At 62.1% G+C, this 23,395-nt stretch carries 28 protein-coding genes; 11 read left to right on the forward strand and 17 right to left on the reverse strand.

The features are described from left to right. Position 1: 1 nt before the first annotated feature. On the reverse strand, positions 2-376 hold the full coding sequence (sdhD, locus tag ACSZOQ_RS19540) for a succinate dehydrogenase, hydrophobic membrane anchor protein (RefSeq protein WP_439926157.1): 375 nt from the start codon (positions 374-376) through the stop codon (positions 2-4). A gap of 29 nt (positions 377-405) precedes the next feature. Further along, on the reverse strand, positions 406-804 hold the full coding sequence (gene sdhC, locus ACSZOQ_RS19545) for a succinate dehydrogenase, cytochrome b556 subunit (protein ID WP_439924014.1): 399 nt from the start codon (positions 802-804) through the stop codon (positions 406-408). Between the two features lie 449 nt (positions 805-1,253). Here sdhC and ACSZOQ_RS19550 point away from each other — a divergent pair, with 449 nt between their 5' ends. Then, positions 1,254-2,819, forward strand: coding sequence for an EAL domain-containing protein (locus tag ACSZOQ_RS19550; protein ID WP_439924015.1), 1,566 nt, complete (start codon positions 1,254-1,256; stop codon positions 2,817-2,819). A 21-nt stretch (positions 2,820-2,840) separates the two neighbouring features. Here the strand turns inward: ACSZOQ_RS19550 and ACSZOQ_RS19555 are convergent, their stop codons facing one another. Both ACSZOQ_RS19555 and ACSZOQ_RS19560 read right to left on the reverse strand, forming a co-directional pair. Continuing rightward, positions 2,841-3,266 (reverse strand): CHRD domain-containing protein, encoded by a 426-nt coding sequence (locus tag ACSZOQ_RS19555; protein WP_439924016.1) that lies wholly within the window; start codon positions 3,264-3,266, stop codon positions 2,841-2,843. 56 nt (positions 3,267-3,322) lie between these two features. Further along, entirely contained in the window at positions 3,323-4,840 is a 1,518-nt protein-coding gene (locus ACSZOQ_RS19560; RefSeq protein ID WP_439924018.1) for a malonate--CoA ligase, read from the reverse strand. A 327-nt stretch (positions 4,841-5,167) separates the two neighbouring features. Between ACSZOQ_RS19560 and ACSZOQ_RS19565 the strand changes: the two genes are divergently transcribed. From ACSZOQ_RS19565 to ACSZOQ_RS19575, 3 genes are all read left to right on the forward strand, one after another. After that, the gene (locus ACSZOQ_RS19565) at positions 5,168-5,797 is read left to right on the forward strand and encodes a cytochrome b/b6 domain-containing protein (RefSeq protein ID WP_439924019.1); all 630 of its coding nucleotides are present in this window, start codon (positions 5,168-5,170) and stop codon (positions 5,795-5,797) included. 11 nt (positions 5,798-5,808) lie between these two features. Then, positions 5,809-6,594: a molybdopterin-dependent oxidoreductase gene (locus ACSZOQ_RS19570; protein WP_439924020.1), complete on the forward strand. Its 786-nt coding sequence runs from the start codon at positions 5,809-5,811 to the stop codon at positions 6,592-6,594. An 86-nt stretch (positions 6,595-6,680) separates the two neighbouring features. Further along, the gene (locus tag ACSZOQ_RS19575) at positions 6,681-7,196 is read left to right on the forward strand and encodes a superoxide dismutase family protein (protein WP_439924021.1); all 516 of its coding nucleotides are present in this window, start codon (positions 6,681-6,683) and stop codon (positions 7,194-7,196) included. A 102-nt stretch (positions 7,197-7,298) separates the two neighbouring features. Here the strand turns inward: ACSZOQ_RS19575 and ACSZOQ_RS19580 are convergent, their stop codons facing one another. Beyond that, a complete protein-coding gene (locus tag ACSZOQ_RS19580) occupies positions 7,299-8,495 on the reverse strand; it encodes a YbfB/YjiJ family MFS transporter (RefSeq protein ID WP_439924022.1) in 1,197 nt (398 codons plus the stop codon). A 244-nt stretch (positions 8,496-8,739) separates the two neighbouring features. On the opposite strand from ACSZOQ_RS19580, the gene leuB reads away from it, so the two are divergent. Then, positions 8,740-9,852, forward strand: a complete 1,113-nt coding sequence (gene leuB, locus ACSZOQ_RS19585; RefSeq protein ID WP_439924023.1) for a 3-isopropylmalate dehydrogenase — start codon at positions 8,740-8,742, stop codon at positions 9,850-9,852. A gap of 72 nt (positions 9,853-9,924) precedes the next feature. Here the strand turns inward: leuB and ACSZOQ_RS19590 are convergent, their stop codons facing one another. Next, the gene (locus tag ACSZOQ_RS19590; protein ID WP_439924024.1) at positions 9,925-10,317 is read right to left on the reverse strand and encodes a hypothetical protein; all 393 of its coding nucleotides are present in this window, start codon (positions 10,315-10,317) and stop codon (positions 9,925-9,927) included. A 518-nt stretch (positions 10,318-10,835) separates the two neighbouring features. Here ACSZOQ_RS19590 and ACSZOQ_RS19595 point away from each other — a divergent pair. Beyond that, on the forward strand, positions 10,836-11,870 hold the full coding sequence (locus ACSZOQ_RS19595) for an aspartate-semialdehyde dehydrogenase (protein ID WP_439924025.1): 1,035 nt from the start codon (positions 10,836-10,838) through the stop codon (positions 11,868-11,870). Positions 11,871-11,919: 49 nt separating this feature from the next. Here ACSZOQ_RS19595 and leuD read toward each other — a convergent pair whose 3' ends face one another. Together leuD and ACSZOQ_RS19605 are read right to left on the reverse strand one after the other, a co-directional pair. Beyond that, positions 11,920-12,525 carry a 3-isopropylmalate dehydratase small subunit gene (gene leuD / locus ACSZOQ_RS19600; RefSeq protein WP_439924026.1) on the reverse strand — a complete coding sequence of 202 codons (606 nt, stop codon included), beginning with the start codon at positions 12,523-12,525 and terminating at the stop codon, positions 11,920-11,922. Positions 12,526-12,594: 69 nt separating this feature from the next. After that, positions 12,595-12,996 carry a metallopeptidase family protein gene (locus ACSZOQ_RS19605; protein WP_439924027.1) on the reverse strand — a complete coding sequence of 134 codons (402 nt, stop codon included), beginning with the start codon at positions 12,994-12,996 and terminating at the stop codon, positions 12,595-12,597. A 138-nt stretch (positions 12,997-13,134) separates the two neighbouring features. Here ACSZOQ_RS19605 and ACSZOQ_RS19610 point away from each other — a divergent pair, with 138 nt between their 5' ends. The 3 genes from ACSZOQ_RS19610 (at position 13,135) to ACSZOQ_RS19620 (ending at position 14,653) form a co-directional block, all read left to right on the forward strand. Next, a complete protein-coding gene (locus tag ACSZOQ_RS19610; protein WP_439924028.1) occupies positions 13,135-13,458 on the forward strand; it encodes a hypothetical protein in 324 nt (107 codons plus the stop codon). Positions 13,459-13,777: 319 nt separating this feature from the next. Then, on the forward strand, positions 13,778-14,053 hold the full coding sequence (locus ACSZOQ_RS19615; protein WP_439924029.1) for a hypothetical protein: 276 nt from the start codon (positions 13,778-13,780) through the stop codon (positions 14,051-14,053). 306 nt (positions 14,054-14,359) lie between these two features. After that, a complete protein-coding gene (locus ACSZOQ_RS19620) occupies positions 14,360-14,653 on the forward strand; it encodes a hypothetical protein (RefSeq protein WP_439924030.1) in 294 nt (97 codons plus the stop codon). A gap of 120 nt (positions 14,654-14,773) precedes the next feature. Here the strand turns inward: ACSZOQ_RS19620 and ACSZOQ_RS19625 are convergent, their stop codons facing one another. The 3 genes from ACSZOQ_RS19625 to leuC all read right to left on the reverse strand — a co-directional run bounded on the left by ACSZOQ_RS19625 (position 14,774) and on the right by leuC (position 16,847). Then, entirely contained in the window at positions 14,774-15,127 is a 354-nt protein-coding gene (locus ACSZOQ_RS19625) for a hypothetical protein (RefSeq protein WP_439924031.1), read from the reverse strand. A 169-nt stretch (positions 15,128-15,296) separates the two neighbouring features. Next, on the reverse strand, positions 15,297-15,419 hold the full coding sequence (locus ACSZOQ_RS19630) for a hypothetical protein (RefSeq protein WP_439924032.1): 123 nt from the start codon (positions 15,417-15,419) through the stop codon (positions 15,297-15,299). Positions 15,420-15,440: 21 nt separating this feature from the next. Then, on the reverse strand, positions 15,441-16,847 hold the full coding sequence (leuC, locus tag ACSZOQ_RS19635; RefSeq protein ID WP_439924033.1) for a 3-isopropylmalate dehydratase large subunit: 1,407 nt from the start codon (positions 16,845-16,847) through the stop codon (positions 15,441-15,443). A 47-nt stretch (positions 16,848-16,894) separates the two neighbouring features. Here leuC and ACSZOQ_RS19640 point away from each other — a divergent pair, with 47 nt between their 5' ends. Further along, entirely contained in the window at positions 16,895-17,053 is a 159-nt protein-coding gene (locus ACSZOQ_RS19640) for a hypothetical protein (protein WP_439924034.1), read from the forward strand. A gap of 151 nt (positions 17,054-17,204) precedes the next feature. Here the strand turns inward: ACSZOQ_RS19640 and rplS are convergent, their stop codons facing one another. The 5 genes from rplS to ffh all read right to left on the reverse strand — a co-directional run bounded on the left by rplS (position 17,205) and on the right by ffh (position 21,241). Beyond that, the gene (gene rplS / locus ACSZOQ_RS19645; RefSeq protein WP_439924035.1) at positions 17,205-17,585 is read right to left on the reverse strand and encodes a 50S ribosomal protein L19; all 381 of its coding nucleotides are present in this window, start codon (positions 17,583-17,585) and stop codon (positions 17,205-17,207) included. A gap of 221 nt (positions 17,586-17,806) precedes the next feature. After that, the gene (gene trmD / locus ACSZOQ_RS19650) at positions 17,807-18,526 is read right to left on the reverse strand and encodes a tRNA (guanosine(37)-N1)-methyltransferase TrmD (protein ID WP_439924036.1); all 720 of its coding nucleotides are present in this window, start codon (positions 18,524-18,526) and stop codon (positions 17,807-17,809) included. A gap of 161 nt (positions 18,527-18,687) precedes the next feature. Then, on the reverse strand, positions 18,688-19,209 hold the full coding sequence (gene rimM, locus ACSZOQ_RS19655) for a ribosome maturation factor RimM (RefSeq protein ID WP_439924037.1): 522 nt from the start codon (positions 19,207-19,209) through the stop codon (positions 18,688-18,690). A 12-nt stretch (positions 19,210-19,221) separates the two neighbouring features. Then, a complete protein-coding gene (gene rpsP, locus ACSZOQ_RS19660) occupies positions 19,222-19,554 on the reverse strand; it encodes a 30S ribosomal protein S16 (protein ID WP_439924038.1) in 333 nt (110 codons plus the stop codon). Between the two features lie 142 nt (positions 19,555-19,696). After that, complete coding sequence (ffh, locus tag ACSZOQ_RS19665; protein ID WP_439924039.1) at positions 19,697-21,241, reverse strand: signal recognition particle protein; 1,545 nt, start codon at positions 21,239-21,241, stop codon at positions 19,697-19,699. 446 nt (positions 21,242-21,687) lie between these two features. Between ffh and ACSZOQ_RS19670 the strand changes: the two genes are divergently transcribed. After that, complete coding sequence (locus ACSZOQ_RS19670; RefSeq protein WP_439924040.1) at positions 21,688-22,662, forward strand: MBL fold metallo-hydrolase; 975 nt, start codon at positions 21,688-21,690, stop codon at positions 22,660-22,662. 25 nt (positions 22,663-22,687) lie between these two features. On the opposite strand, the gene ACSZOQ_RS19675 is transcribed toward ACSZOQ_RS19670, so the two are convergent. After that, entirely contained in the window at positions 22,688-23,395 is a 708-nt protein-coding gene (locus ACSZOQ_RS19675; RefSeq protein WP_439924041.1) for an SIMPL domain-containing protein, read from the reverse strand.

A 23,395-nucleotide genomic window follows, 5' to 3' on the forward strand; every position in this document is an offset into this window, starting at 1 on the left:
ACTACACTCCGGATGACAGTTTGAAGATGGCGTAAGCGGCGGCCAGCGCCAGCGTGGCGGAGAAGAAGTTGTTAGCCATGATCGACGCCAGTTTCATCTTCTCGTCGTGCACGTAGTCTTCGATAATCACCTGCATGCCGATCTTCATATGCCAGATACTGGCGACGACGAACAGCAGCATGATGATGGCGATCAGCGGCGAGCCGAGAATCTGCGCCGCCCCGGCCTGGTTGCGGCCGAGCAGAATCATCATGACGACCACCATCGGCACGATCAGCAGGATCATGGCGACCGCGGTCACACGCTGCCGCCAAAAGTCCTTGGTCCCCGAATGGGACGAGCCGAGGTTACGAACCCGCCCCAGCGGGGTCCGCATCGACTTCGGAGCGGAGACCGGCGGCACGGTCATCGTCCGCCTCCGATCGTATAGGCGACGATCCACAGCAGCACGGTGAGGAAAATGCCGCCGATCAATGCTGCCCGGGTAAGCCATTCGCGCTCGGCCGGCTTGAAACCGTAACCGAGATCCCAGACGAGGTGGCGAACGCCGCTCAGCATATGGTGCATCAGCGCCCATGTGTATCCGAATGCGATCAGCCGGCCGATCCAGCTCGCCGTGAACGACTGGACCGCGGCGTAAGCGCCCGGCCCGGACGACACGGCAATCAACCACCACACCAGCAGCAGCGTCCCGAAGTAGAGCGCCATGCCGGTTGCACGATGGACGATGGATAACGCCATCGTCAGGGTCCAGCGGTAAATTTGTAGGTGTGGCGAAAGCGGTCGTTCGATCCTGACGGTCATCGATGGCTTCGCTGGTTGCGGGCGCGCGGCGCTGGCCCGGTAGGAATCCGCGACAAGCAATTCTCTTCATATATTTATGGGGTCGAAACAGCCTGCGCAACGATCAAATCACTATTTGCGAATGGTAGTTCAGAGTTACCGCCCTGCGTTGGGTAATGCCTTGACGGCGAGCACCCGCCGGACGCCAGTACGGCTGAAGCGTGATCCACGAACGCGCGGGCGGCTGGATGATCGCGCGGTGAATGCTCGGGGCCAGAATGGTTGCATGGCCGAACCCGTCCGAACTGCCCTGCTGCTGATTATGCCGGGGCCCCGTCTCACGTCCCTTCGCGATGGTTAACCGAAATCTAAGAGGCGGTGGTCAGCCAGCAACTCGGCGTCGCTTCTCAACGAATAGTTGAGACCTTTCCCGGATTATCGCACCGCCGATGCATTCATCCGGACCAGTCATGGGCCTTCATCGCCGCTTCACGCGGATTGCCACTGTCGTTCTGTCGGCCGTGCTGTTCTGTATCGCGGCGCACGTTGCTGCGAACGCATTGATTCGCGCTGAGCGTTCAAGACATCTGCGCGAATTGAACGATGTCGCGATGCGCCGCTCCAAGCTCGCCGTCGATTTCGGTGTCGCTGCACTGGCGGAACTGGCCCAGCGAGGTGTGACCTCGTGCGATCCGGCATCGCTTCAGGCTGTGCGCCTCCAAGTCTATCAAAACGGCTTCGTCAAGGATGTGCGTATCGTCGAGCGCGACGGCTCAGTGCTTTGTTCGGCTTATTCCGAAACGCTCGAATTTGACAACGGCTGGGCAAGCCGGGACGAAATGCTGCCGTCGAGCGACGGCACGGCGCTGCTGTTTCGCGTCGATCAGATTAACGGCGTCGCGCTGGGATTGTTACGGGATATTGGCGAGGACCGTGCGCTCGTCGCGATCATTGGCCTCAATTCCTCGCTCTATGACGTGATGCCTTCGGAGATTCACGAAGGCAGCAACGTGGAACTTCAATTGAGCAACGGCCAGCCGATCGTCGGTTATGAGGCCCTTCACGGGCCGTTGTCGAAGGACCTGGTAGACTTCGCTCGATCGTCGAAGCAGTATCCTCTGAAGGTCTCGATCAGGGTGAGCCGCGCGGCGTTCGCGCGATGGCATGACGAGCCGTACTGGCCGATCATGTTGACCGGCGCAGTTCTTGGTTTCGTTTTCGGTGTTCTCCTTGACCGCGCGATGCCTCGCGCGTCAGGCGAGGAAAGCGAGTTTGACGCCGCGCTGGCCGGAAAGGAATTCAGGCCGTTCTATCAGCCGATTTTCGATATTAGCAGCCGTGAAATCGTCGGCTGCGAGATGCTGGCCCGGCGTATCCGCCCGGATGGTTTGATCGTTTTGCCGGCGCAGTTCATTCCGATCGCGGAGCGCACCGGACGCATGGCGCCGATGACCTGGCAACTGCTCGGCAGCGCACTTCAAGAACTGAAGCCATTCCTGAGGCGCAACAAGTATTTCAAGGTCTCGATCAATATCGCGCCGCGGCACCTGATGTCCGAAGGATTTGTCGATGCGCTACGGGCGCAAGTGCTGGAGGCGCGGGTCTCAGCGCGTCAGGTCGTCCTTGAGGTCACCGAGCGGGAAGAATTGCCGGACCTCGATGCGGCGGCGGCAGTCGTGGCTGCCCTTGGCGAATTCGGCTTCCGCGTGGCGATCGACGATGTCGGGATTGGCCACAGCGGTTTGTCGCAAATCCAGCGGCTCGGTGCCAGCATCATCAAGATCGACAAATTTTTTATCGACCGCCTCGGCGCCGATCCGACTGCCGGCGCCGTTATCGAAATGCTGGTGAGGCTCGCGGCCGAGCTGAAGATGACAGTGATCGCAGAGGGCGTTGAAACACCCGAACAGGCGGTGGCCTTGAGCGATTGTGGTGTCGAGCAGGGCCAAGGCTACCTGGTGGCGCCGCCGCTGCCGTTCGACAAATTCATCGCGCTGCTTGATAGCTCGCCAGAACAGGCCGTCGAGGCCGCGTAATCGTGGCCGCAATTTCCGCCGTCAGCGCTTCATCTGGCCGCGAATCTCGCCACCCGGATTCGCGGCGGTATGGATATTCGCGTACCATTTGCCGGCCAGCAGATCGGCCGCCTGACTGTCGGTGAGGGTCGCGGTGCCCTTGATCGGACTTTCCAGCATTTTGAACGGCATCACGATGCCCGCGTTTTTTCCGGCCTTGCTCGGGCCGTGGAAATGCGCGCCAATCACAGGTCCGCTCAAGCCGGAGTAGGTCACGGTATAGGTCAGCTCCCTGGTGGCAGTGTCGAGCGTGGCTTCAGCGGCGCCGGACGCCGTGCTGTTGTTCGGGGGCGCTTCGTTCTTGCCGCTCATGCTGGCCTTGAGGGTCACGATCTCCGCATGTGCTGCGCTGAGCATCAACGTCACGACGGCGGCTGTAGCGAGAAATGTCGAAATCCGGCGAATCATGCGTGATCTCCCAAACGGTATCAAGGTGCGCATACTGCCAGATTTGTCAGTAGCCGTCAGCCGGTCTTGTAGAGACTGGCATAAGTGTCACGCAAAATATTCTTTTGCACCTTGCCCATGGCGTTGCGCGGCAGTTCATCGACAAAAATCACGCGCTTCGGCATCTTGAATTTCGCCAGCCGTCCCTCGAGCGCGCCGAGCACCTTCGCCTCATCGAGGTCGGCGCTCTTGTCGCGGACCACGACGGCGGTGACGCCCTCGCCGAAGTCCGTGTGCGGCACGCCGATGACGGCGGTCTCCACCACACCCGGCAACGCGTCGATCTCGCTCTCGACCTCCTTCGGGTAGACATTGAGGCCGCCTGATATCACGAGGTCTGTGCCGCGGCCGAGAATGTGCACGTAATCCTTATCGTCGATCTTGCCGATGTCACCGGTGATGAAGAAACCATCGTTGCGGAATTCGGCCCTGGTTTTCTCCGGCATCCGCCAGTAGCCCTTGAACACGTTCGGGCCCTTGACCTCGATCATGCCGATGGCCTCGTGTGGCAGTTCCTTTCCGGTTTCCGGATCTGTGACACGAACGGAGACGCCGGGCAGCGCGTGGCCGACGGCGCCGGGAACGCGATCGCCCTCATAGGGATTCGATGTGTTCATGCCGGTCTCGGTCATGCCGTAGCGTTCCAGCACGGCATGCCCGGTGCGAGCCGACCACTCGCGATGGGTCTCGGCTAAAAGCGGAGCCGAGCCGGAGATGAACAGCCGCATGTGCCTGGTCGAGTCTTTCGTCAGCGCAGGATTTTGCAGCAGACGGATGTAGAAGGTCGGCACCCCCATCAGTACGGTGGCGCGCGCCATCAGTCTGATGACGAGGTCGGGATCGAATTTCGGCAGAAAGATCATCGACGTGCGCGCGAACAATGTGACGTTGCTGGCCACGAACAGTCCGTGGGTATGATAGATCGGCAGCGCGTGGATCAGCACGTCCTTGTCGGTGAAGCGCCAGCAGTCGACGAGACTGCAGGCGTTCGACGCCAGATTGTCGTGGGTGAGCATCGCGCCTTTGGAACGCCCGGTCGTACCTGACGTGTAGAGGATAGCCGCGAGGTCGTCGCTGGCGCGCACAACCGTGATGAATTCCGGCTTTGCCGCCGTGGCGGCTTCCGTCAGCGATCCCTTGCCGTCGGCGCCCAGCGTTTCGACCCTGGCGCCGACCTTCGCCGCGATCGTTTTGATGCCTTCCGCCTTGTATGGGTCGCAGACCACGAGCGCCGGTTCGGCGTCGGTGATGAAATAGCCGAGTTCATTGAGGGTGTAGGCCGGGTTGAGCGGCAGATAGACCGCGCCGGCGCGTAACGCTGCAAGATAGAGTACGAGATTCGGTACTGTTTTTTCGACCTGTACCGCGACGCGGTCGCCGGGCTTGATGCCGCGCGCCACTAGGACGTTGGCTAGCCGCCCCGAAAACGCGATCAGGTCGTCATAGGTAATACGCCGGCCGTCCAGGGTTTCGATTGCCGTCCGCGCCGCGTCGTCGAGATCGTCGAACAGGCGTGAAAACAGGTTGGCGTTCATGGTGGAGCTCCCGCTCGTGTTCCCGGCGCGGACAGCTTAGCCGATCGGCCAACAGGTGTTGAATAGCAAGGACAAGCTTGACGAGGCAATGAAGACAGTCGTCACGCAAAAGTCGGTCATGCGATATTTCGGGACAGTCTACGAACGGTACGCCGGGCGCGCGGCGAGTGGGTACAGCACGACCCGGCTCGCTTTTTTGTGAAGGGATGTCGCGCCAGCGAGGCGTGATATGCGGGGAATGCCGTAACCAAATTCCGGGTTCTGCCGTAGAATATATGCAGAGCCTCTGCCCCAAGTCTCCGGCTGGGCCGATATTTGGATCGAGTTATGACCAGCATTTCAACCAGCGATGGCCGCACCGTCTCTCCCCCGGTTAAAGTCATTCAGCCGGCGTGGGTGCGCGTCATCCACTGGATCAATGCGGTGGCGATGATCATAATGATCATGTCGGGCTGGCAGATCTACAATGCCTCGCCTCTGTTCGACTTCACCTTCTCGCGTTCGATCACGCTCGGTGGCTGGCTCGCCGGCGCACTGCTGTGGCATTTCGCGGCGATGTGGCTGTTGATGGTCAACGGCCTCATCTATCTTGTGCTTGGCTTGGCCACCGGACGCTTCCGCCGAAAACTGTTGCCGATCACCCCAATGGGCGTGGCGGCCGATGCAAGGGCGGCGCTAACCGGCAAGCTGTCCCACGACGATCTGTCGCGATATAATCAGGTGCAGAAGTTGCTGTATGCCGGCATCATCGTCGTCGGGATCGTGGTGGTGCTGTCGGGCCTCTCGATCTGGAAGCCGGTTCAGTTCCAGTGGTTGACGGCTGTGTTCGGCGGCTACGATTTCGCGCGCTATGTGCACTTCGCCTGCATGGCACTGATCGTCGCATTCCTTATTGTGCATGTCGCGCTCGCGCTGCTGGTGCCGAGAAGCCTGCGCGCGATGATCATCGGTCGCTAGGAAAGGTTGCCATGCGCCGTCTCCGTTCGCTTCTGATTCCGGGCGTCGATAGGAAGCTGCTCGTCAGGGATGCCGCGAAATTGCTGCCCGATCCGGCGCGCCGCCGCTTCATCGCCGGCGGCGCCAGCCTCGGCGCTCTGACCTTGCTGACGGGATGCGACGTATCAGACAGTTTCTCGGCGGAAAAGCTGCTGGTGCAGATTTCAAAGTTCAACGACAAGGTGCAGGCCGCGATCTTCAATCCGAACACGCTGGCGCCGACCTACACAGAGGCCGACATCACGCGTCCGTTTCCGTTCAACGGCTACTATGCCGAGGACAAGGCGCCTGACGTCGACGGCGAGGACTACGAGTTCGAGGTGCGGGGCCTCGTCGACAACAGGAATTCGTGGACGCTCGACGAGCTTTACAAGCTGCCGGAGGTCACACAGATCACGCGGCACGTCTGCGTCGAGGGCTGGAGCGCGATCGGAAGCTGGAGCGGGACGCCGCTACGCGATTTCCTCAAGTTGATCGGCGCTGATACCCGCGCGAAATATTGCTGGTTTCAGTGCGCGGATGTCGACGGCTACAACAGTCCGCTGGACATGGCGACCGCCCTGCATCCGCAGACCCAGATGGCGTTCAAGTTCGACGGAAAAATCCTGCCGCGCAAGTACGGCTACCCCATGAAGATCAGGGTCCCGACCAAGCTCGGTTTCAAGAATCCAAAATACGTGATCTCGATGGAAGTCACCAACGACTACAAGGGCGGCTATTGGGAAGACCAAGGTTATAATTCCTTTAGCGGCCTCTGACGCGACTGGCCGCTGTCATTTCCGGCTGCTATAAGCGGCTGCCAACGAATACCCGCAGTCCTGATTTCCGCATCCGGAGGTTTTCCATGATCGCTCGTACCCTGTTTGCGGCGACGACGCTCCTTGTCCTGACCGTGACCGTGACCGGGGCTTCGGCCAATTCCGCCAAGGCTCTCCTGAAAAACGCACAAGGCGCCGATGTCGGCAGTGTCGAATTGACGCAGACCGATGATGGGGTTCTGCTGAAGGCTGCCCTGAAAGGCCTGCCGCCCGGCAATCACGCATTTCACATTCACGCGGCCGGCAAATGCGAGCCGCCGTTCACATCGGCAGGCGGCCACTTCAATCCCGGCAACAAGAAGCATGGCATGATGGCGGCTGACGGTCATCACGCCGGCGACATGCCGAACCTGGTCGTGCCCGCCTCGGGCGAGTTGAAGCTCGAAGTGCTCAATACCGCGATCACGCTGGACAAGGACAAGCCGAATTCGCTTCTGAAGCCGGACGGCACGGCCGTCGTCATCCATGCGGCGGCGGATGACTACAAGACCGACCCAACCGGCGAGGCCGGCGGCCGCATCGCCTGCGGCGTCATCGAGTAGAGCGTTTTCGAGCGAAGTGGATACCGGTTCGCGTGAAGAAAACGCGCCAAAATAAAATCACAGAGCCCGCTTCTGATTCCATCAGAAGCGGGCTCTGTGCTGTCAGGACGACGCGGGACGCGGAAGCGGGCGCTGGAAGGCGGACAGGATCGCGCCGGCCGCCAGCATCGCCGCCGAGACGTTGAGCGCATAGGACAGGCTGCCCATGGCGTCGGTGATCGCGCCGACCACGACCGGTCCCAGCGTCTGGCCGATGCCGAATGAAATTGTCATCGCGGCGATCGCGGTCGGCCACGCCACGGACGGATAGTTGAAGCGCACGAATGCCGTGGTCGAGGTCACCACTGCGAAAAACGCCACCCCGAACACCAGCGCCGATAATCCAAGCAAGAGCGGCGTATGGCCGAGCAGCGGAATCGCGGCTCCAATAGCGTTGACGCCGAGGACGATGGTCATGCTGAGGCCGCCGCGGTCGAGTTCAAACGTGCGCCGCCAAACCCAGGGGGTAACTAACGCGCTGAGGCCGATCAGGCTCCAGAACGCGCTTTGTGCCAGCGCGCCGCCGCCGCCGTCGCGCACATAGGCGATCATGAACGTCATGTAGGCGATATAGCCGGCGCCGAACAGGAAGTAGGCGGCGAGAAAGATGATGACAGGGCGAATCGCGAAACGCCCCCGCGCCGTCTGCGGACCGCTTGCGGCGATATCGAAGCGCGCGACGAACATCTGCACCGTCATCATGATGGCGAGCACGGTCATCGCCAACCACACGATCCACCACGATCCCGGGCCGAAATATTGCAGCACGAACGGCGCGACCAGTCCCGACGTGAGAATGCCGATGGCGGGACCGACGTAGAACAGGCTGAGGAGGAAGTTTGATCGTGCCGGCTGCGATTGCGCGATCGTTGCTGCCAGTGTTCCGCCGGCGACGAATCCGATCGCCGCGGCCACCCCGACGACCAATCGGGCGACGCTGAGAACGATGAAGTTGCCCGTCAGCGCGCAGAGCGCCAGCGAGGCTGCTGCGGCCGCCGTCGACCAGCGCGTGCTTGCGGCTGGCCCGAAGCGTCTTGCGACCGAGGCCGCAATCAGAGCGCCGGCGAGATAACCGGCGGCGTTGATTGTATTCATGAAGCCGGCCGAGGAGTAGGACCAGCCGAGGCTGTCGCGCATGTCCGGCAGCACCAGCGAGTAGGCGAAACGGCCGAGGCCGAGGCCGACGCTGGGCGCAAGCGACAGGATCAGGATCAGCCACGCGAGATTCGCGGGCGCGGTTGGTCGGTCTGGTGCGCTCAACGAGAACCTCCGGCAGCGCGCATTGTGGCAGCTTCCGAGGGCAGGGCAATTGGAGCAAAGGCGTCTTGCCAACGGCGCAACACCGTCCTAGCAATCGGCCTATTCGTCATTCCGGGGCGCACCGTCGGTCGGCAGTTGCCGACCCGAAAGCGCGAACCGGAATCCACTTTTGATGTCTGAGTCTGGATTCCGGATTGCCTCGCTGCGCTCGGCGTCCGCGATGACGAAATTCCGAGGACTTGTTATGGCGACCCATAAGCTGCTTCTCTTGCCCGGCGACGGCATCGGCCCTGAGGTGATGGCGGAGGTGAAGCGGCTGATCGGCTGGCTGGATGCGCAGGGTATCGCGCATTTCGCAACCGAGGATGGGCTTGTCGGCGGCGCGGCCTACGACGCCGACAAGGTCAGCATCACCGATGCCACCATGGCGAAGGCTCTCGCCGCCGACGCCGTGCTGTTCGGCGCGGTCGGCGGTCCGAAATGGGACCCGGTGCCCTACGACGTGCGGCCGGAAGCGGGCCTGTTGCGGCTGCGCAAGGATCTCGCGCTCTACGCCAACCTGCGTCCGGCGATCTGCTATCCGGCGCTCGCGGAATCCTCCAGCCTGAAGCCGGAGGTGGTCGAGGGGCTCGACATCATGATCGTGCGCGAGCTCACCGGCGGCGTCTATTTCGGCGAGCCGAAAACCATCACCGACCTCGGCAACGGCCAGAAGCGCGCCGTCGACACCCAGGTCTACGACACCTATGAAATCGAGCGTATCGCGCGCGTCGCTTTCGATCTCGCGCGCAAGCGTCGCAACAAGCTGACCTCGATGGAGAAGCGCAACGTCATGAAGTCCGGCGTGCTCTGGAACGAGGTGGTGACGCAGGTTCACCAGCGCGAATACAAGGACGTCACGCTCGAGCACCAACTCGCGGATTCCGGCGGCATGCAGCTCGTGCGCTGGCCAAAGCAGTTCGACGTGATCGTCACCGACAACCTGTTCGGCGATATGCTCTCTGACATCGCGGCGATGCTGACCGGTTCGCTCGGCATGCTGCCGTCCGCCTCGCTCGGCGACATCGATCCGAAAACCAACAAGCGCCGCGCGCTTTATGAGCCGGTGCATGGCTCCGCGCCCGATATCGCCGGGCGGGGGGCGGCGAATCCGATCGCAATGCTGGCCTCATTCGGGATGGCGCTGCGTTATTCCTTCGATATGGGGGACCTCGCGGACAAGCTCGACGCGGCAATCGCGGCGGTGCTCGCGAAAGGACTGCGTACGGCTGACCTGAAGTCCGAGGGCTCGACCGTGGTCAGCACATCGCAGATGGGTGAGGCAATCGTGAAGGAGCTTCAGGCGCTGCACGCCTGAGCCTTGCCGGCATATCCAACAAAAATGCCCGGCAGCGCCGGGCATTTTCTTTTAAATGATGGTCGCTCTCGGTCAGTACAGCGGAAATGCCGTCGGATATCCGCCAAGATCGGAGGGCGGACTGAGCGGCTGCCGGTCGATCGGCCGGTTCAGGTTTTCGCGGGCGAACGTGGGATAGCCGACGTCCGGCGGGAAGGCATAGTCGCTGAACTTGCGATCGCCGGGCAGCACCTCTGTGCCGGGATCCAGCCATGAGCGCTTGGAGATGTAGACACGGGTGCGCGGGCCGGATTGATAGGACACGTTGGGTCCGTCCGGACCATAAGCGCCGCTGCGGTCATAGTGCTTGCGCTTGGCCGCGCTCGCGTCGGTGGGGCTGAAGCCGACCGCAACGATGGCAGCCGCCGCAAGCAACAGCGCGATGGTTTTCGCAGCCCGGGTCGCGGCGGGGAATTTCAAAGTCATCGTGTCCTCATAGATCTTAAGTGACCGTCTTTTTACCGTCCGGCGGGCGGGCGCCACAAGCCCAATTGGGCCACACCTTGCGAGAATAATGCCCATGACGACAAAATGTTGCCTCGGATCGACCGCGTACCGGGTCAAGTGTTGGCGAAGGCGGGACTTGAGAACATGCCACGCGCGTCGGAGGCGGGCTGGTCACCCGCCTGGCTGGTATGGTCATAAGCATCTGTTTTCAATGAGCTATCGTCGTCGATCACGGCGTTTACCCATAATGCGCCTACATAAGAGCCTATATAAAAGATGAGCCCGTATAGGCGAGCGGATTTCCGATGACTGCGCGCGCGTGTCGGCGAAGCCGCGCAAAGCCGAATGGATTTCTGCCGGCTGCACCGGCCGAATCGGTCGCGTGGGAACCAGGGTCCGACGTTGTCTTGACGGCGTTTCTCGCATAGAAGCGCAGCGTCTTCCCTTGTTTCGCGCGCAGGCGACAGGGAGGCAATTTTTCTTTCGGAGAGTGAACGATGGGTTACAAAGTCGCGCTGGTCGGAGCGACCGGCAATGTCGGGCGTGAAATGCTCAACATTCTGGACGAGCGGAAATTCCCCGCGGACGAGGTGGTGGCGCTGGCCTCGCGCCGCAGCATGGGCGTCGAAGTCTCCTACGGCGACAAAACCCTCAAAGTCAAAGCGCTGGAAAATTACGACTTCAGTGATGTCGATATCTGCCTGATGTCGGCCGGCGGCGCCGTGTCGAAGGAATGGTCGCCGAAGATCGCGGCAGCCGGCGCGGTCGTGATCGACAACTCGTCGACATGGCGGATGGATCCGGACGTGCCGCTGGTTGTGCCCGAGGTCAACGCGGACGCGGTCGCGGGCTTCACCAAAAAGAACATCATCGCCAATCCGAACTGCTCGACCGCGCAGCTTGTGGTGGCGCTGAAGCCGCTGCACGACAAGGCCGTCATCAAGCGCGTCGTAGTTGCGACCTATCAGTCCGTGTCAGGCGCCGGCAAGGACGCCATGGACGAATTGTTCGCGCAGACCAAGGCGGTCTACACCGCGAGCGAGCTCGTCAGCAAGAAATTCCCGAAGCGTATCGCCTTCAACGTCATTCCCGAGATCGACGTGTTTATGGAGGACGGTTACACCAAGGAAGAATGGAAGATGATGATGGAGACCAAGAAGATTCTTGATCCCAAAATCAAGCTCACCGCGACCTGCGTGCGGGTGCCGGTGTTCGTCGGCCACTCTGAGGCGGTCAACATCGAATTCGAGAATCCGATTTCGGCGGATGAGGCGCGCGACATCCTGCGCAACGCGCCGGGGTGTCTCGTGATCGACAAGCACGAGCCGGGCGGCTACGTCACGCCGTATGAGGCGGCGGGCGAGGACGCCACCTACATCAGCCGTATCCGTGAGGATGCGACCGTGGAGAACGGCCTGGTGTTGTGGTGCGTGTCGGATAACCTGCGCAAGGGCGCGGCGCTCAACGCGATCCAGATCGCCGAGTGCCTGATCAACCGCAAGCTGATCAGCGCCAAGCGGAAAGCCGCCTAGCCTCGTCCGTCGTCCGCAGGTGAAGTCACAGCCGGCCGCGTGAGGAAGGTCAGGCCCAGGCGCGTTCGCGCTTGAGCTTGTCCTCGTAGCTGTCGATAGCCGACTTCTTTTCCATCGTCAGGCCGATGTCGTCGAGGCCGTTCAGCAGGCAATGCTTGCGGAACGCGTCGATCTCGAATGTTGCTTTGCCGCCGTCGGGGCCACGGATTTCCTGATTGGCGAGATCGATGGTCAGCGTCGCGTTGGCGCCGCGTTCCGCGTCGTCGAACAGCTTGTCGAGGTCGGCTTGCGTCACGCGGATCGGCAGAATGCCGTTCTTGAAGCAGTTATTGTAGAAAATGTCGCCGAACGAGGTCGAGATCACGCAGCGGATGCCGAAGTCGAGCAGCGCCCACGGCGCGTGCTCGCGCGACGAGCCGCAGCCGAAATTGTCGCCGGCAACGAGGATTTTGGCGTTGCGATAGGCCGACCTGTTGAGAACGAAGTCCGGATTCTCCGAGCCGTCGTCCCTGTAGCGCTGTTCCGAGAAAAGGCCCTTGCCAAGGCCGGTGCGCTTGATGGTCTTCAGGTACTGCTTCGGAATGATCATGTCGGTGTCGACATTGATGATCTTCAGCGGCGCCGCGACGCCTTCCAGCGTTGTGAACTTGTCCATGACAGGGTTCCTCGTAAGCCGCCGTTCTATCCCGATCCCGCCCTCGATCCAAGGTCCAATCATGCGGAGCTACCCTGCCGCCTGCGCCTCGATCGCCTCCATATCGGCATCGGACAGCCCGAAGTGGTGGCCGATTTCGTGGATCAGCACATGGGTGATGATATGGTCCAGCGTTTCGTCATGCTCGGCCCAGTAGTCGATGATGGGACGGCGGTAGAGCCAGATCAGATTGGGCAGCCTGGCAACGTCTTCATGACTCTGGAACGGCAGGCCGGTGCCCTGGAACAGTCCCAGCAGATCGTATTCGCTGTCAGCCCTCATCTCGTCCAGCACCTCGTCGGTGGGGAAATCCTCGACGCGGATGATGAGACCCTCGCACAGGCGCCGGAAACGCTCGGGCAGGCGGGCAAAAGCCTCCTGCGCCATGGTTTCCATGTCAGCCAGCGAGGGGGCTTTGGCGGACGTCCACATGCCATCTGTTTAACCGTGTTTCGCCGCGGGGGTACCGTTTTTTAAGATAAGGGTTTTTAAGATCCGGGCGGGTCACGGTTGACGCGGGCGCGTCAATCGGAGACCGTTGGCTGCGAACACGAAAACCGGGGCGCTGGGATGGACGTCAGGATGACGGCGGTGGGGCTGGCGACGGGCGCAGTACTTCTGTTTCTGCTGCCGGGTACGATAATGTTTGAGGACCGCGCGGAGGCCCAAACAGCGCTGAACGCCGAACACGCCGTGACAACTGGCGTATCGGCCGAGGCGCGCAAGCGGCGACCGCGCGTTCGCATCTATCGCGAGGACGAGCGCGGGGTCTACCCGAGCTACAATCCCGGCCCCGACGCGGTACGCGATTGCACAGCGCATTACGTGCAGGAATTCCGGCCGAGCGGCACGGTGATCGTTCCGCGGATGAACTGTTACTGGCGCCACGGCTGACGGCACCGCGCAGGCCCGTTCTCCCTCTCTATCGGCGTCAACGAGTCGGTGTGGCTAGAGCGCGATCAGCAAAAGTGGATTCCGCTTTTGCGTCCGATCACCCTCCAAAATATCAGAATGCGCATGATCTTTTTGCTAGGCCGCACACACCTTGGCGGATCATGCGCCAAGTATGCGGCGCATCGTCGCCGGTCATGACTGCAGTCGGCGCATTCACATCGCATTCACGTCTGCGCTCCTAGCTTCGTTGCTCCTGTCGCGATGGCGATGGAACTATCTGCTGCGGTTCGCCGTTACTTGTTATTCCATGGAGGTCTATATGCTTTTGAAGAAAATTCTAGGATTTGCCGCCTTCGGTGCGCTTCTGGTTGTCGCGGCTCCCGCGCAGCAGGCACAGGCGGCAACGCCAGTCAGTCCGGGCATCGCCGCCACCGCGCAGGGCGACGCCGGCAAGCTGACGACCAACGTGCAGTGGGGACATCACCACCATCACAATCACTGGCGGTCTCATCATCATCACCACCATAACCACTGGCGGTCTCATCGCCATCATCATCACCATGGGCATCGCCACCACGGGCATCATCACCGCTAGCGCTGATCCGATCCCGGCGGATGGTTAAAGCGAACCCCGCCCGCGTTCTAAACAGGCCCGTCTTGCGGGCCTGTTTTTTTGAAGCGGTACGGATATTATGAGAAGGATAGCTACGGCAGCGCGCGTCGATCTAGTGTGGTGGTTCAGAAGTTCGCTTCATTTTCTCTGCAAGTCCTTCAAGCGAACTTCTGAACCTAAACCACACTAGAATCATAAGTTTGCTAGTGTCCTTTCGAATCCGAAGTTCGCTACGGAGGACGCAGCGCAGTGAGGCGAACTTCGGATTCAGGACACTAGGGAAGTGCCATGAAAATATATCTCGGCGTGAGCCTTGCGGCGGCAATCGTGGCGCTGTCCGGCGCGGCATCCATCGAACGCGTGCAGGCGGCCAGCCCTGTCATTGCGCAGTCCGCGGCGTTGACCGACGTGAGTGCGGAGCATCGCGTGCACCGAAGTCATCGCCATCGGCACCATCGCCCGCGTGTTTATGTGCGCGGTCCATATCGGCCGTATTACGAACGGCCAAATTACTACGTGCCGCAGGGGCCCGTGCCGTTCTATCCGTTTATCTCTGGTTACGGCCTCGATCCGTCCTGGTGAGGGCTGTTGCCGAAATCCATCCGCCCCTCGGGCCGACGGCATCTCTTTCTTTGTAGGCTGTTGCTGAGATGTGCGGCGATCTCACGCGTCACGCCGTCTTGCGCCGGGCAGTGATGCCGATCAGACCGGTAGCCGCGCCTTGTTCGCAGCGTCATAGACCGCGATCCGCAGCATCGGAAAACGAGACTTCAATTCGGTGGCGGCTTGCTTCGCCTGGGACAGCGTTTCGAACTGGTTCTTGAAATGCCCGTCGACCAGCAGCGTAAAGCCGGCTTCGGGCGGCACGTCGGCGCGCGACAGAGGACCGGATACCGGTTTTGACGTCGGAGCGGCAGGCGTTGAAGGTACGGCCGTGGGCTCTGGAATCGGCGCGGTGACTGCGGGAGCCGGCTTCGCCGGAAGAGTGAGAGCCTTGCGCGGCGCTGTCGCGATCGGCTTTTCAGCCGCTTGGGGCGCCGCCTTGCTGCTCTTCACGGCCGCCACCGTCCTCGCGACTTTGACCTTAGTGGTCGCCGGCTTTGCAGGCGGCCGAGGAGGCGTCCTCGCGGGCGCCTTTGCCAATGCCTTTGCTTCGGCGGATGGACGCAACGTTTTTGCTGCCTTGCGGGCAGGGGCTTTGGTCTTGGCTTTTTTCATTACATCATTACGACTGACGGAATTTTCCGGCGAAGGCAACCCGCCAGTCGAGGCAGGCCGGTTTCTCCTTCGCATCCTTGTTGATGACGCTTTCGATCCGCTGACCGGTCAGCAGTTTTCTGATCGGCATAGGACCATTTGGCGAAGGTTTTCAATGCCACTCGCGGATGTCGACGAAATGTCCGGCGATTGCGGCCGCCGCCGCCATCGCGGGCGACACCAGATGCGTGCGGCCCTTGAAACCTTGCCGGCCCTCGAAATTGCGGTTCGAGGTTGAGGCGCAACGTTCCTCGGGCTTCAGTTTGTCGGGATTCATTGCGAGGCACATCGAGCAGCCAGGCTCTCGCCATTCGAAGCCGGCCTTGATGAAGATCTTGTCGAGACCTTCGGCCTCCGCCTGCTCCTTCACAAGCCCTGAGCCCGGCACCACCATGGCATTGACGTTGCCGTTCACCGTCCGGCCGTCCGCGATCTTCGCCGCTGCGCGCAGATCCTCGATGCGGCCGTTGGTGCAGGAGCCGATGAAGATGCGGTCGAGTTTGATGTCGGTAATTTTTGTGCCTGCACTCAGCCCCATGTAATGCAGCGCGCGCTCCTTCGACAGTCGCTTGGCCTCGTCCTTGATGTCGGCGGGATTCGGCACCCTGCCGGTCACCGAGATGACGTCTTCTGGACTGGTGCCCCAGGTCACGATCGGCGGCAGCCTGGCGGCGTCGAGCCGGATCTCATGATCGAAGTGCGCGCCGTCGTCGCTGCGCAGCGTCTCCCAGTAGCGCATAGCCGCGTCCCAGTTGGCGCCCTTCGGCGCTTTCGGGCGGCCTTTCAAAAATTCATAGGCCTTCTCGTCCGGCGCGACGAGGCCGGCGCGCGCGCCGCCTTCGATCGACATATTGCAGACGGTCATGCGGCCTTCCATCGTCAGCGCGCGGATTGCTTCGCCTGCGTATTCCAGCACGTAGCCGGTGCCGCCCGCGGTGCCGATCTCGCCGATGATGGCGAGGATGATGTCCTTGGCGGTGACGCCGTCCGGCAATTGGCCGTCGACCACCGCGCGCATGTTCTTCGCTTTCTTCTGAATCAGCGTCTGCGTCGCCAGCACGTGCTCGACCTCGGAGGTGCCGATGCCGTGCGCCAGCGCGCCGAATGCACCGTGGGTCGAGGTATGGCTGTCGCCGCAGACGATCGTGGTGCCGGGCAGCGTGAAGCCCTGCTCGGGGCCGATGACGTGGACGATGCCCTGACGCTTGTCGAACTCGTTGTAGTATTCGATGCCGAAATCCCTGGCGTTCTGCGCCAGTGCCGCGATTTGCTCGGCACTCTCCGGATCGGGATTGGGCTTTGAGCGATCCGTGGTGGGCACGTTGTGATCGACCACAGCGAGCGTTTTCTCCGGCGCATGAACCTTGCGGCCTGCCACGCGCAGGCCCTCGAACGCCTGAGGCGACGTCACTTCATGGACGAGGTGGCGATCGATGTAGAGCAGACAGGTGCCGTCCTCGGCTTCGTGGACCAGATGATCGTTCCAGATCTTGTCGTACAGGGTTGTCGGTTTGGACATGGACGTGAACCTTTTGGAATTCCTTGAGCGGGCCGCGCGGCGAACGCATGAGAAAAATCGCTGACGAGAGAGCGCGGCGTCAGACCGCGCGCCCAAGCTCCGAGGTCGCCGAGGTCGCGAACCGTCCGAAGAAACGTCCGGGCAAACGGCTGCGGTCGTCGATCACGATGCGGACTGTGAACCGGCCGATGCCGCTGCTGGTCTGATCTGGAACCATTTCGTCTTTTAACATGCCGGCATCTACCGCGACAATCGAACGATCGGCGGCGTTCCGGATAGATAGTCGTGCTCGAGTAATAAAAAAAGCGCGGCCGAAGCCGCGCTTTCGAAAAGCTTCGGAGGTCAGGCCGCGTGCGCTCAGCTTGCCTCGGCCGCGCGGTCCGTCTTCTTCTCAACAATGCGGGCCGACTTGCCGCGCAAGTTGCGCAGGTAATAGAGCTTGGCGCGGCGCACCTTGCCGCGGCGCACCACCTTGATCGAGTCGATCATTGGCGACATCACGGGGAACACGCGCTCGACGCCTTCGCCGTAGGAAATCTTGCGAACGGTGAAGCTCTCGTTGAGCCCGCCGCCGGAGCGGCCGATGCAGACGCCTTCATAGGCCTGTACGCGGGTGCGCTCACCCTCGACCACCTTGACGTTGACGATCACGGTGTCGCCGGGGCCGAACTCCGGAATGGTCTTGGTTGCCGACAGTTTGTCGAACTGCTCTTTTTCGAGCTGCTGAATGATGTTCATTGCAAACCTCCATCGGCGGCGCGCCCGGCCGTTTGAGGGGGCTGCGCGGAATTCATCTATCCAGTGGCGCGTATTCCGCAAAAGTGGATACCGGTTTTGCGAAAAGAATACGCGCAACTCAATCAGTTAGAGCATTTTCCAACGGCAAACCGGATTCCACTTTGCCTGAAAATGCTCGCTGCGCGGATTTGGCGCTCATATACGGCAAAGCCGGAGCTTTGTCACCCGCCTGTCTTGCTTTTTGGCGGATTTTGCCTGGCCCAGGCCGTCCAGAGATCCGGACGTCGCGTCTCAGTCAGGGCTTCCGCCTCGGCCCGCCGCCAGGCGGCCACTTTGGCATGGTCGCCGGACAGAAGGATATCCGGGATCGGGCGGCCCTCGAACTCCTGCGGGCGGGTGTATTGGGGATATTCGAGGAGTCCATGCGAAAAACTCTCATCCGTCCCGGATTCAGCCTTGCCCATCACCCCCGGCAACAGCCGGACGCAGGCATCGATCAGCGTCATCGCGGCGATTTCGCCCCCTGACAGCACATAATCTCCGATGGACACCTCCTCCAGCCCGCGGGTCTCGATCACCCGCTGGTCCACCCCCTCGAATTGCCCGCAGACGATCAGCGGCCCTGGTCCCGTGGCGAGTTCCACCACGCGGGACTGGGTCAATGGCCGACCTCGCGGACTCATCAGCAGTCGCGGCCTTTCCAGAGACAGTTCCGCCGCGTCGATGGCTTTGGCCAGCACATCGGCGCGCAACACCATGCCTGGTCCGCCGCCGGCCGGGGTGTCATCAACGCTGCGGTGTCGGTCGGTGGCGGAGTCCCGGATATCGCGGACGTCCAGCGCCCATAGGCCAGTGCCCAGCGCCCTTCCGGCAAGGCTGACGCCGAGCGGCCCCGGAAACATTTCGGGAAACAGGGTCAGGACTGTCGCGTGCCAGGTCATCGATAAGCTCGTGGCTCAATAGCTGTCATGGCGGGCTAAAGCGCGAAGCGCGTCTTCGTACAGGCGTCCCGACCATCTACGTCTTTGACATAGAGAAAGACAGACGTGGATGCTCGGGACAAGCCGGGCATGACGAAGAACTGGGAAGTTACTTGCACCGACTAAACGGAATCCGGTTCGTCGCCCTCGATCTCGCCGGGCATCTCGATCACCACACGTCCGCCAGCGATATCCACGGTCGGCACCACCGCATCGGTGAACGGCAGCATCAGCGTCGGACCGTGCGCGGGGGCGATCTCGATGATGTCGCCGGCGCCGAAATTGTGGATGGCCGCGACGCTTCCGAGCGGCTTGCCGGCCGCGTCGACGGCGGCAAGACCGATCAGGTCGGCGTGGTAGAATTCGCCCTCGTCTGTCCCGGGAAGCGTGTCGCGCGCGATGTAGAGTTCAATGCCGTTGAGTCGTTCGGCCTCCTCGCGCGTGGTCACGCCCGTAAGCGTTGCGACGAGATGGTCCTTGGCCGGGCGCGCGCGCGCCACTTCAAGCTGCCGCGTGCCATCCTTTGTCGAGAGCGGGCCGTATCGCGTCACCGCAAAAGGATCTTCAGTGAAGGTCCACAGCCGCACCTCGCCGCGCAGGCCATGCGGGGCGCCGATTCGGGCCACGCAGACTCGCGCTGTCATGCCGGTTCAGCCTCAGGACTTCGCGGCGGCTTCGGCGGCGGCCTTGCGCTCCTTGCGCGGCACGGCCTTCTCCGGATTGTTGCGGGCTGCGCGTTTCTTGACGCCGGCGGCATCGAGGAAACGGGCCACGCGGTCGGACGGCTGTGCGCCCTTGGCGAGCCAGGCCTTGACCTTGTCGAGGTCGAGCTTGAGGCGGTCGGCATTGTCCTTCGGCATCAGCGGATTGAAGTGGCCAAGCCGCTCGATGAAACGGCCGTCGCGCGGATAGCGTGAATCGGCGACAACGACATGATAGACCGGCCGCTTCTTGGTGCCGGCACGGGCGAGGCGGATCACGACGGGCATTGAGTTCTCCTGTTAGAATCGCGGTTGTTGTTCTGCGTCGTTACGGGATGCGTGCGCAGCACGCAGACCCGGAATCTCGGCAATCTTTCACATCGGGATTCCGAGTTCGGCTCTGCGAGCCGCCCCGGAATGACGAATTCCTTCATTTCTTCTTCCCTGGGAAACGGCCGAGGCCGGGCAGCGTCGGTCTGCCGCCGAGGCCGGTGAGGCCGGGAAGGTTGGGCAGGCCGCCACGCAATCCCGCCGGCATATCCTTCGGCATTTGCGGCAGGCCGTCGGCGCCTTTCGGCATTTTCTCCGCCAGCGCTTTCATCTGTTCGGGCGTGGGCATCGGCGTGCCACCGCCGAAACCCATGGCCTGCGCGATGCCGGCGAGGGGACCGCGCTTGCCCGTTCCCATCATCTTCATCATGTCGGCCATGCTGCGATGCATCTTGAGAAGCTTGTTGACCTCCTCGACCTTCTGGCCGGCGCCGGCAGCGATGCGTCGCTTGCGGCTGGCCTTCAGGAGATCGGGATGCTTGCGCTCCTGTCGCGTCATCGAATCGATCACCGCGACCTGGCGCTTGATGATCCTGTCGTCGAGACCGGCCGCCGCGATCTGGTTCTTCATCTTGGCGACGCCGGGCATCATGCCCATCAGGCCGGATATGCCGCCCATGTTCGCCATCTGCAGCAATTGCTCGCGCATGTCGTTGAGGTCGAACAGGCCCTTGCGCATCTTCTCAGTGGTGCGCGCGGCTTTTTCGGCGTCGATATTGGCGGCGGCCTTTTCGACCAGCGTGACCACGTCGCCCATGCCGAGGATGCGGCCGGCGATGCGGGAGGGATGGAAATCCTCCAGCGCGTCGGTCTTTTCTCCGGTGCCGATCAGCTTGATCGGTTTGCCGGTGACCTGACGCATCGACAGCGCGGCGCCGCCGCGGCCGTCGCCGTCGACGCGGGTCAGCACGATGCCGGTGAGGCCGACACGCTCATCGAACGAACGCGCGAGGTTCACCGCGTCCTGACCGGTCAGCGCGTCCGCGACCAGCAGCACTTCATGCGGCTGGGCGACGGCTTTGATGTTCGCCGCCTCAGACATCATCTCTTCGTCGAGCGTGGTGCGACCGGCGGTGTCGAGCAGCACCACGTCGTAGCCGCCGAGCTTGCCGGCTTCCAGCGCGCGGCGCGCGATCTGCTCGGGCTTCTGGCCCGCGACGATCGGCAGCGTCTGGACCTCGAGATCGCGGCCAAGCACTGCGAGCTGTTCCATCGCCGCCGGCCGATAGATGTCGAGCGAGGCCATCAGGACTTTACGTTTGTCGCGCTCGGTCAGCCGCCGCGCCAGTTTAGCCGTCGTGGTGGTCTTGCCCGAGCCTTGCAGGCCGACCATCATGATGGTGACCGGCGGCACGGCATTGAGGTCGATGGTCTGGCCATCGTCGCCGAGCGTGGCGATCAGCTCGTCATGGACGATCTTCACCACCATCTGGCCGGGCGTCACCGATTTGACGACGGTGGCGCCGATCGCCTGCTCGCGAACCTTGTCGGTGAAGCTGCGCACCACGTCGAGCGAGACGTCGGCTTCGAGAAGCGCCCGGCGCACCTCGCGCATGGCGGCGTCGACATCGGCTTCCGTCAGCGCGCCGCGCCGCGTCAGCCGATCCAGAATGCCGCCGAGCCTTTCCGACAGATTGTCGAACATGAGCCGTTCCTGGTTCTTACCCCCTTGTGAGAGGGGGCCACGAGTGCATTTTGGCGCGCGCCAGCACCAAATTCCAAAACACGTTTACGCCCGAGGGCGCATAGCGCTGTCGGGCGTTGACCTCCGGCCCCTGCGGCCGGTCGGCGGGTCGAAAAGAACGTCTTTTCGAGAGGTGGGCGGATTTACATGGAAAGGCTGCGGCAAGTCAAGAAAGATCGAACCGTACTGTCGCGTGAGATTTATATAAGAAGCTGATAATATTGGTTTATTCAGCAATATCTGCGGCAAGACATGCCCGCGTTGTAAATGTCCTGCGTCAATCCCATGTCGGAAGTGTCCCTGCCGGCTATTTCCGCTCTCTCACCCACCAACCGTGCCATGGACCCGCCGCCGACTGCCTTCGCTGGCATCACCGCCGCCGGTTTCCGTCATTTTGGGCGTTCCGAATGAAAACCTACGACGGTCCGGTCTCCGATCATTTCGACGGCACGCATTTCTTCGATCCCGACGGCGCACCGCTCAGGCTCTCTGAGGTGCTGCGCTGGCAATTCAGCCGCGGCCGTGAGCGCCATAAGTGGCCCGAATGGGCGCCGTCGCCCTATTCCGACACGCCGCCACCGAGCGTGACGAGGGGCGTGCGGTTCTCATTTGTGGGGCATGCGAGCTGGCTGATCCAGACCGCTGGGCAAAACATCCTGATCGATCCGGTGTGGTCGAAGCGCGTGTCGCCGTTCTCGTTCGCGGGCCCGAAGCGCCATAACGATCCAGGCATTGCCTTCGAGGCGCTGCCTCCAATCGATACCGTGCTGGTGTCGCACGGACATTACGATCATCTCGATGTCGCGACGCTGTCCAAACTTGTAGCAAAATTCGCGCCCCGCGTGATCACGCCGCTTGGCAACGACGTGACCATGCGCGCCGCCGACAGCGCGATCCGCGCCGAGGCCTTCGACTGGCATCAGCGTATTGAACTTGCCGATGGACTCGCGGTCACGCTGGTGCCGACGCGGCACTGGTCAGCGCGCGGCATCTTCGATCGCAACAAGACGCTGTGGGCAAGCTTCGTGCTGGAAACGCCGGCCGGAAAAATCTACATCGTGTGCGACTCCGGTTACGGCAGCGGTGTGCATTTTCGTCGCGTCCGTGAGGCGCATGGTCCGCTGCGCGCGGCGATTTTGCCCATCGGAGCCTACGAGCCGCGCTGGTTCATGAAGGACATGCACATGAATCCGGCCGATGCCGTGAAGGCGCTCGCCGATTGCGGCGCCGAGCTTGCGCTGGCGCATCATCACGGCACGTTTCAGCTCACCGACGAGGCGATCGATGCGCCGGAACAGGCTCTTGGCGTGGCGCTCGATGAGGTTGGCGTTCCGCGCGACCAGTTTTTGGTGCTGAAGCCGGGGCAGGTCCTGGAAATTTGAGGCGCGGGAATAACGTACCACAGCCTCAAGGGTTCGCCTTGATCTCCCAGGAGACGCTGACTGTCACGCGAAGCGTTTCTTCGCCGGGAGCGATGGCGACCTCTGCGGCCATCGGCGCCGCGGCCCGGCGATACATTACCGGCACCGCCGCGCCGTGCTCTGAAATGCTGACCGGCGCGCCGAGCGTAACGCCCGCAGCCTTCGCATAGATTTCCGCCTTGCGCCGAGCGTCGGCGATCGCCTGCGCGCGTGCGTCGTCGAGCAGCTTCGATGCGTTGGAGACCGTGAAATTGATGCCGCCGATATCATTGGCGCCGGCCGCGGTCACCACGTCGATCACGCTGGCGATCTTGGTGACATCGCGCAGCTTGACGGTGACGCGGTTGGTGGCGCGATAGCCGGAGAGGACGTTGGGCCCCGGGCGGTTCTGATTGGCATATTGCGGCTGCAGCGACAGTTGCGAGGTCTGATAGTCCTTTTCGGAAATGCCCGCGCCTTTCAGCGCCAGCAGCACCTTTCCCATCGCGTCGTTGTTGGCGCCGGAGGCCTCGCGCGCAGTCTTGGCGTCGGTCGTGACACCTGCTTCGATCTGCGCCAGATCGGGCGGCGCCGAGATCGAGGCCTCGCCGGTCACCGAGATCGTCGGCGGCGGCGCCACATCGGCTTGCGCCGGAAACGTCGCCAAAGCAGCGACGGTGGCAACGGCGATCGTGAGAGGGATCCGGTTCTGCAT

The sequence above is a fragment of the Nitrobacter sp. JJSN genome (genome assembly GCF_051912485.1).
Classification (GTDB): Bacteria; Pseudomonadota; Alphaproteobacteria; order Rhizobiales; family Xanthobacteraceae; genus Nitrobacter.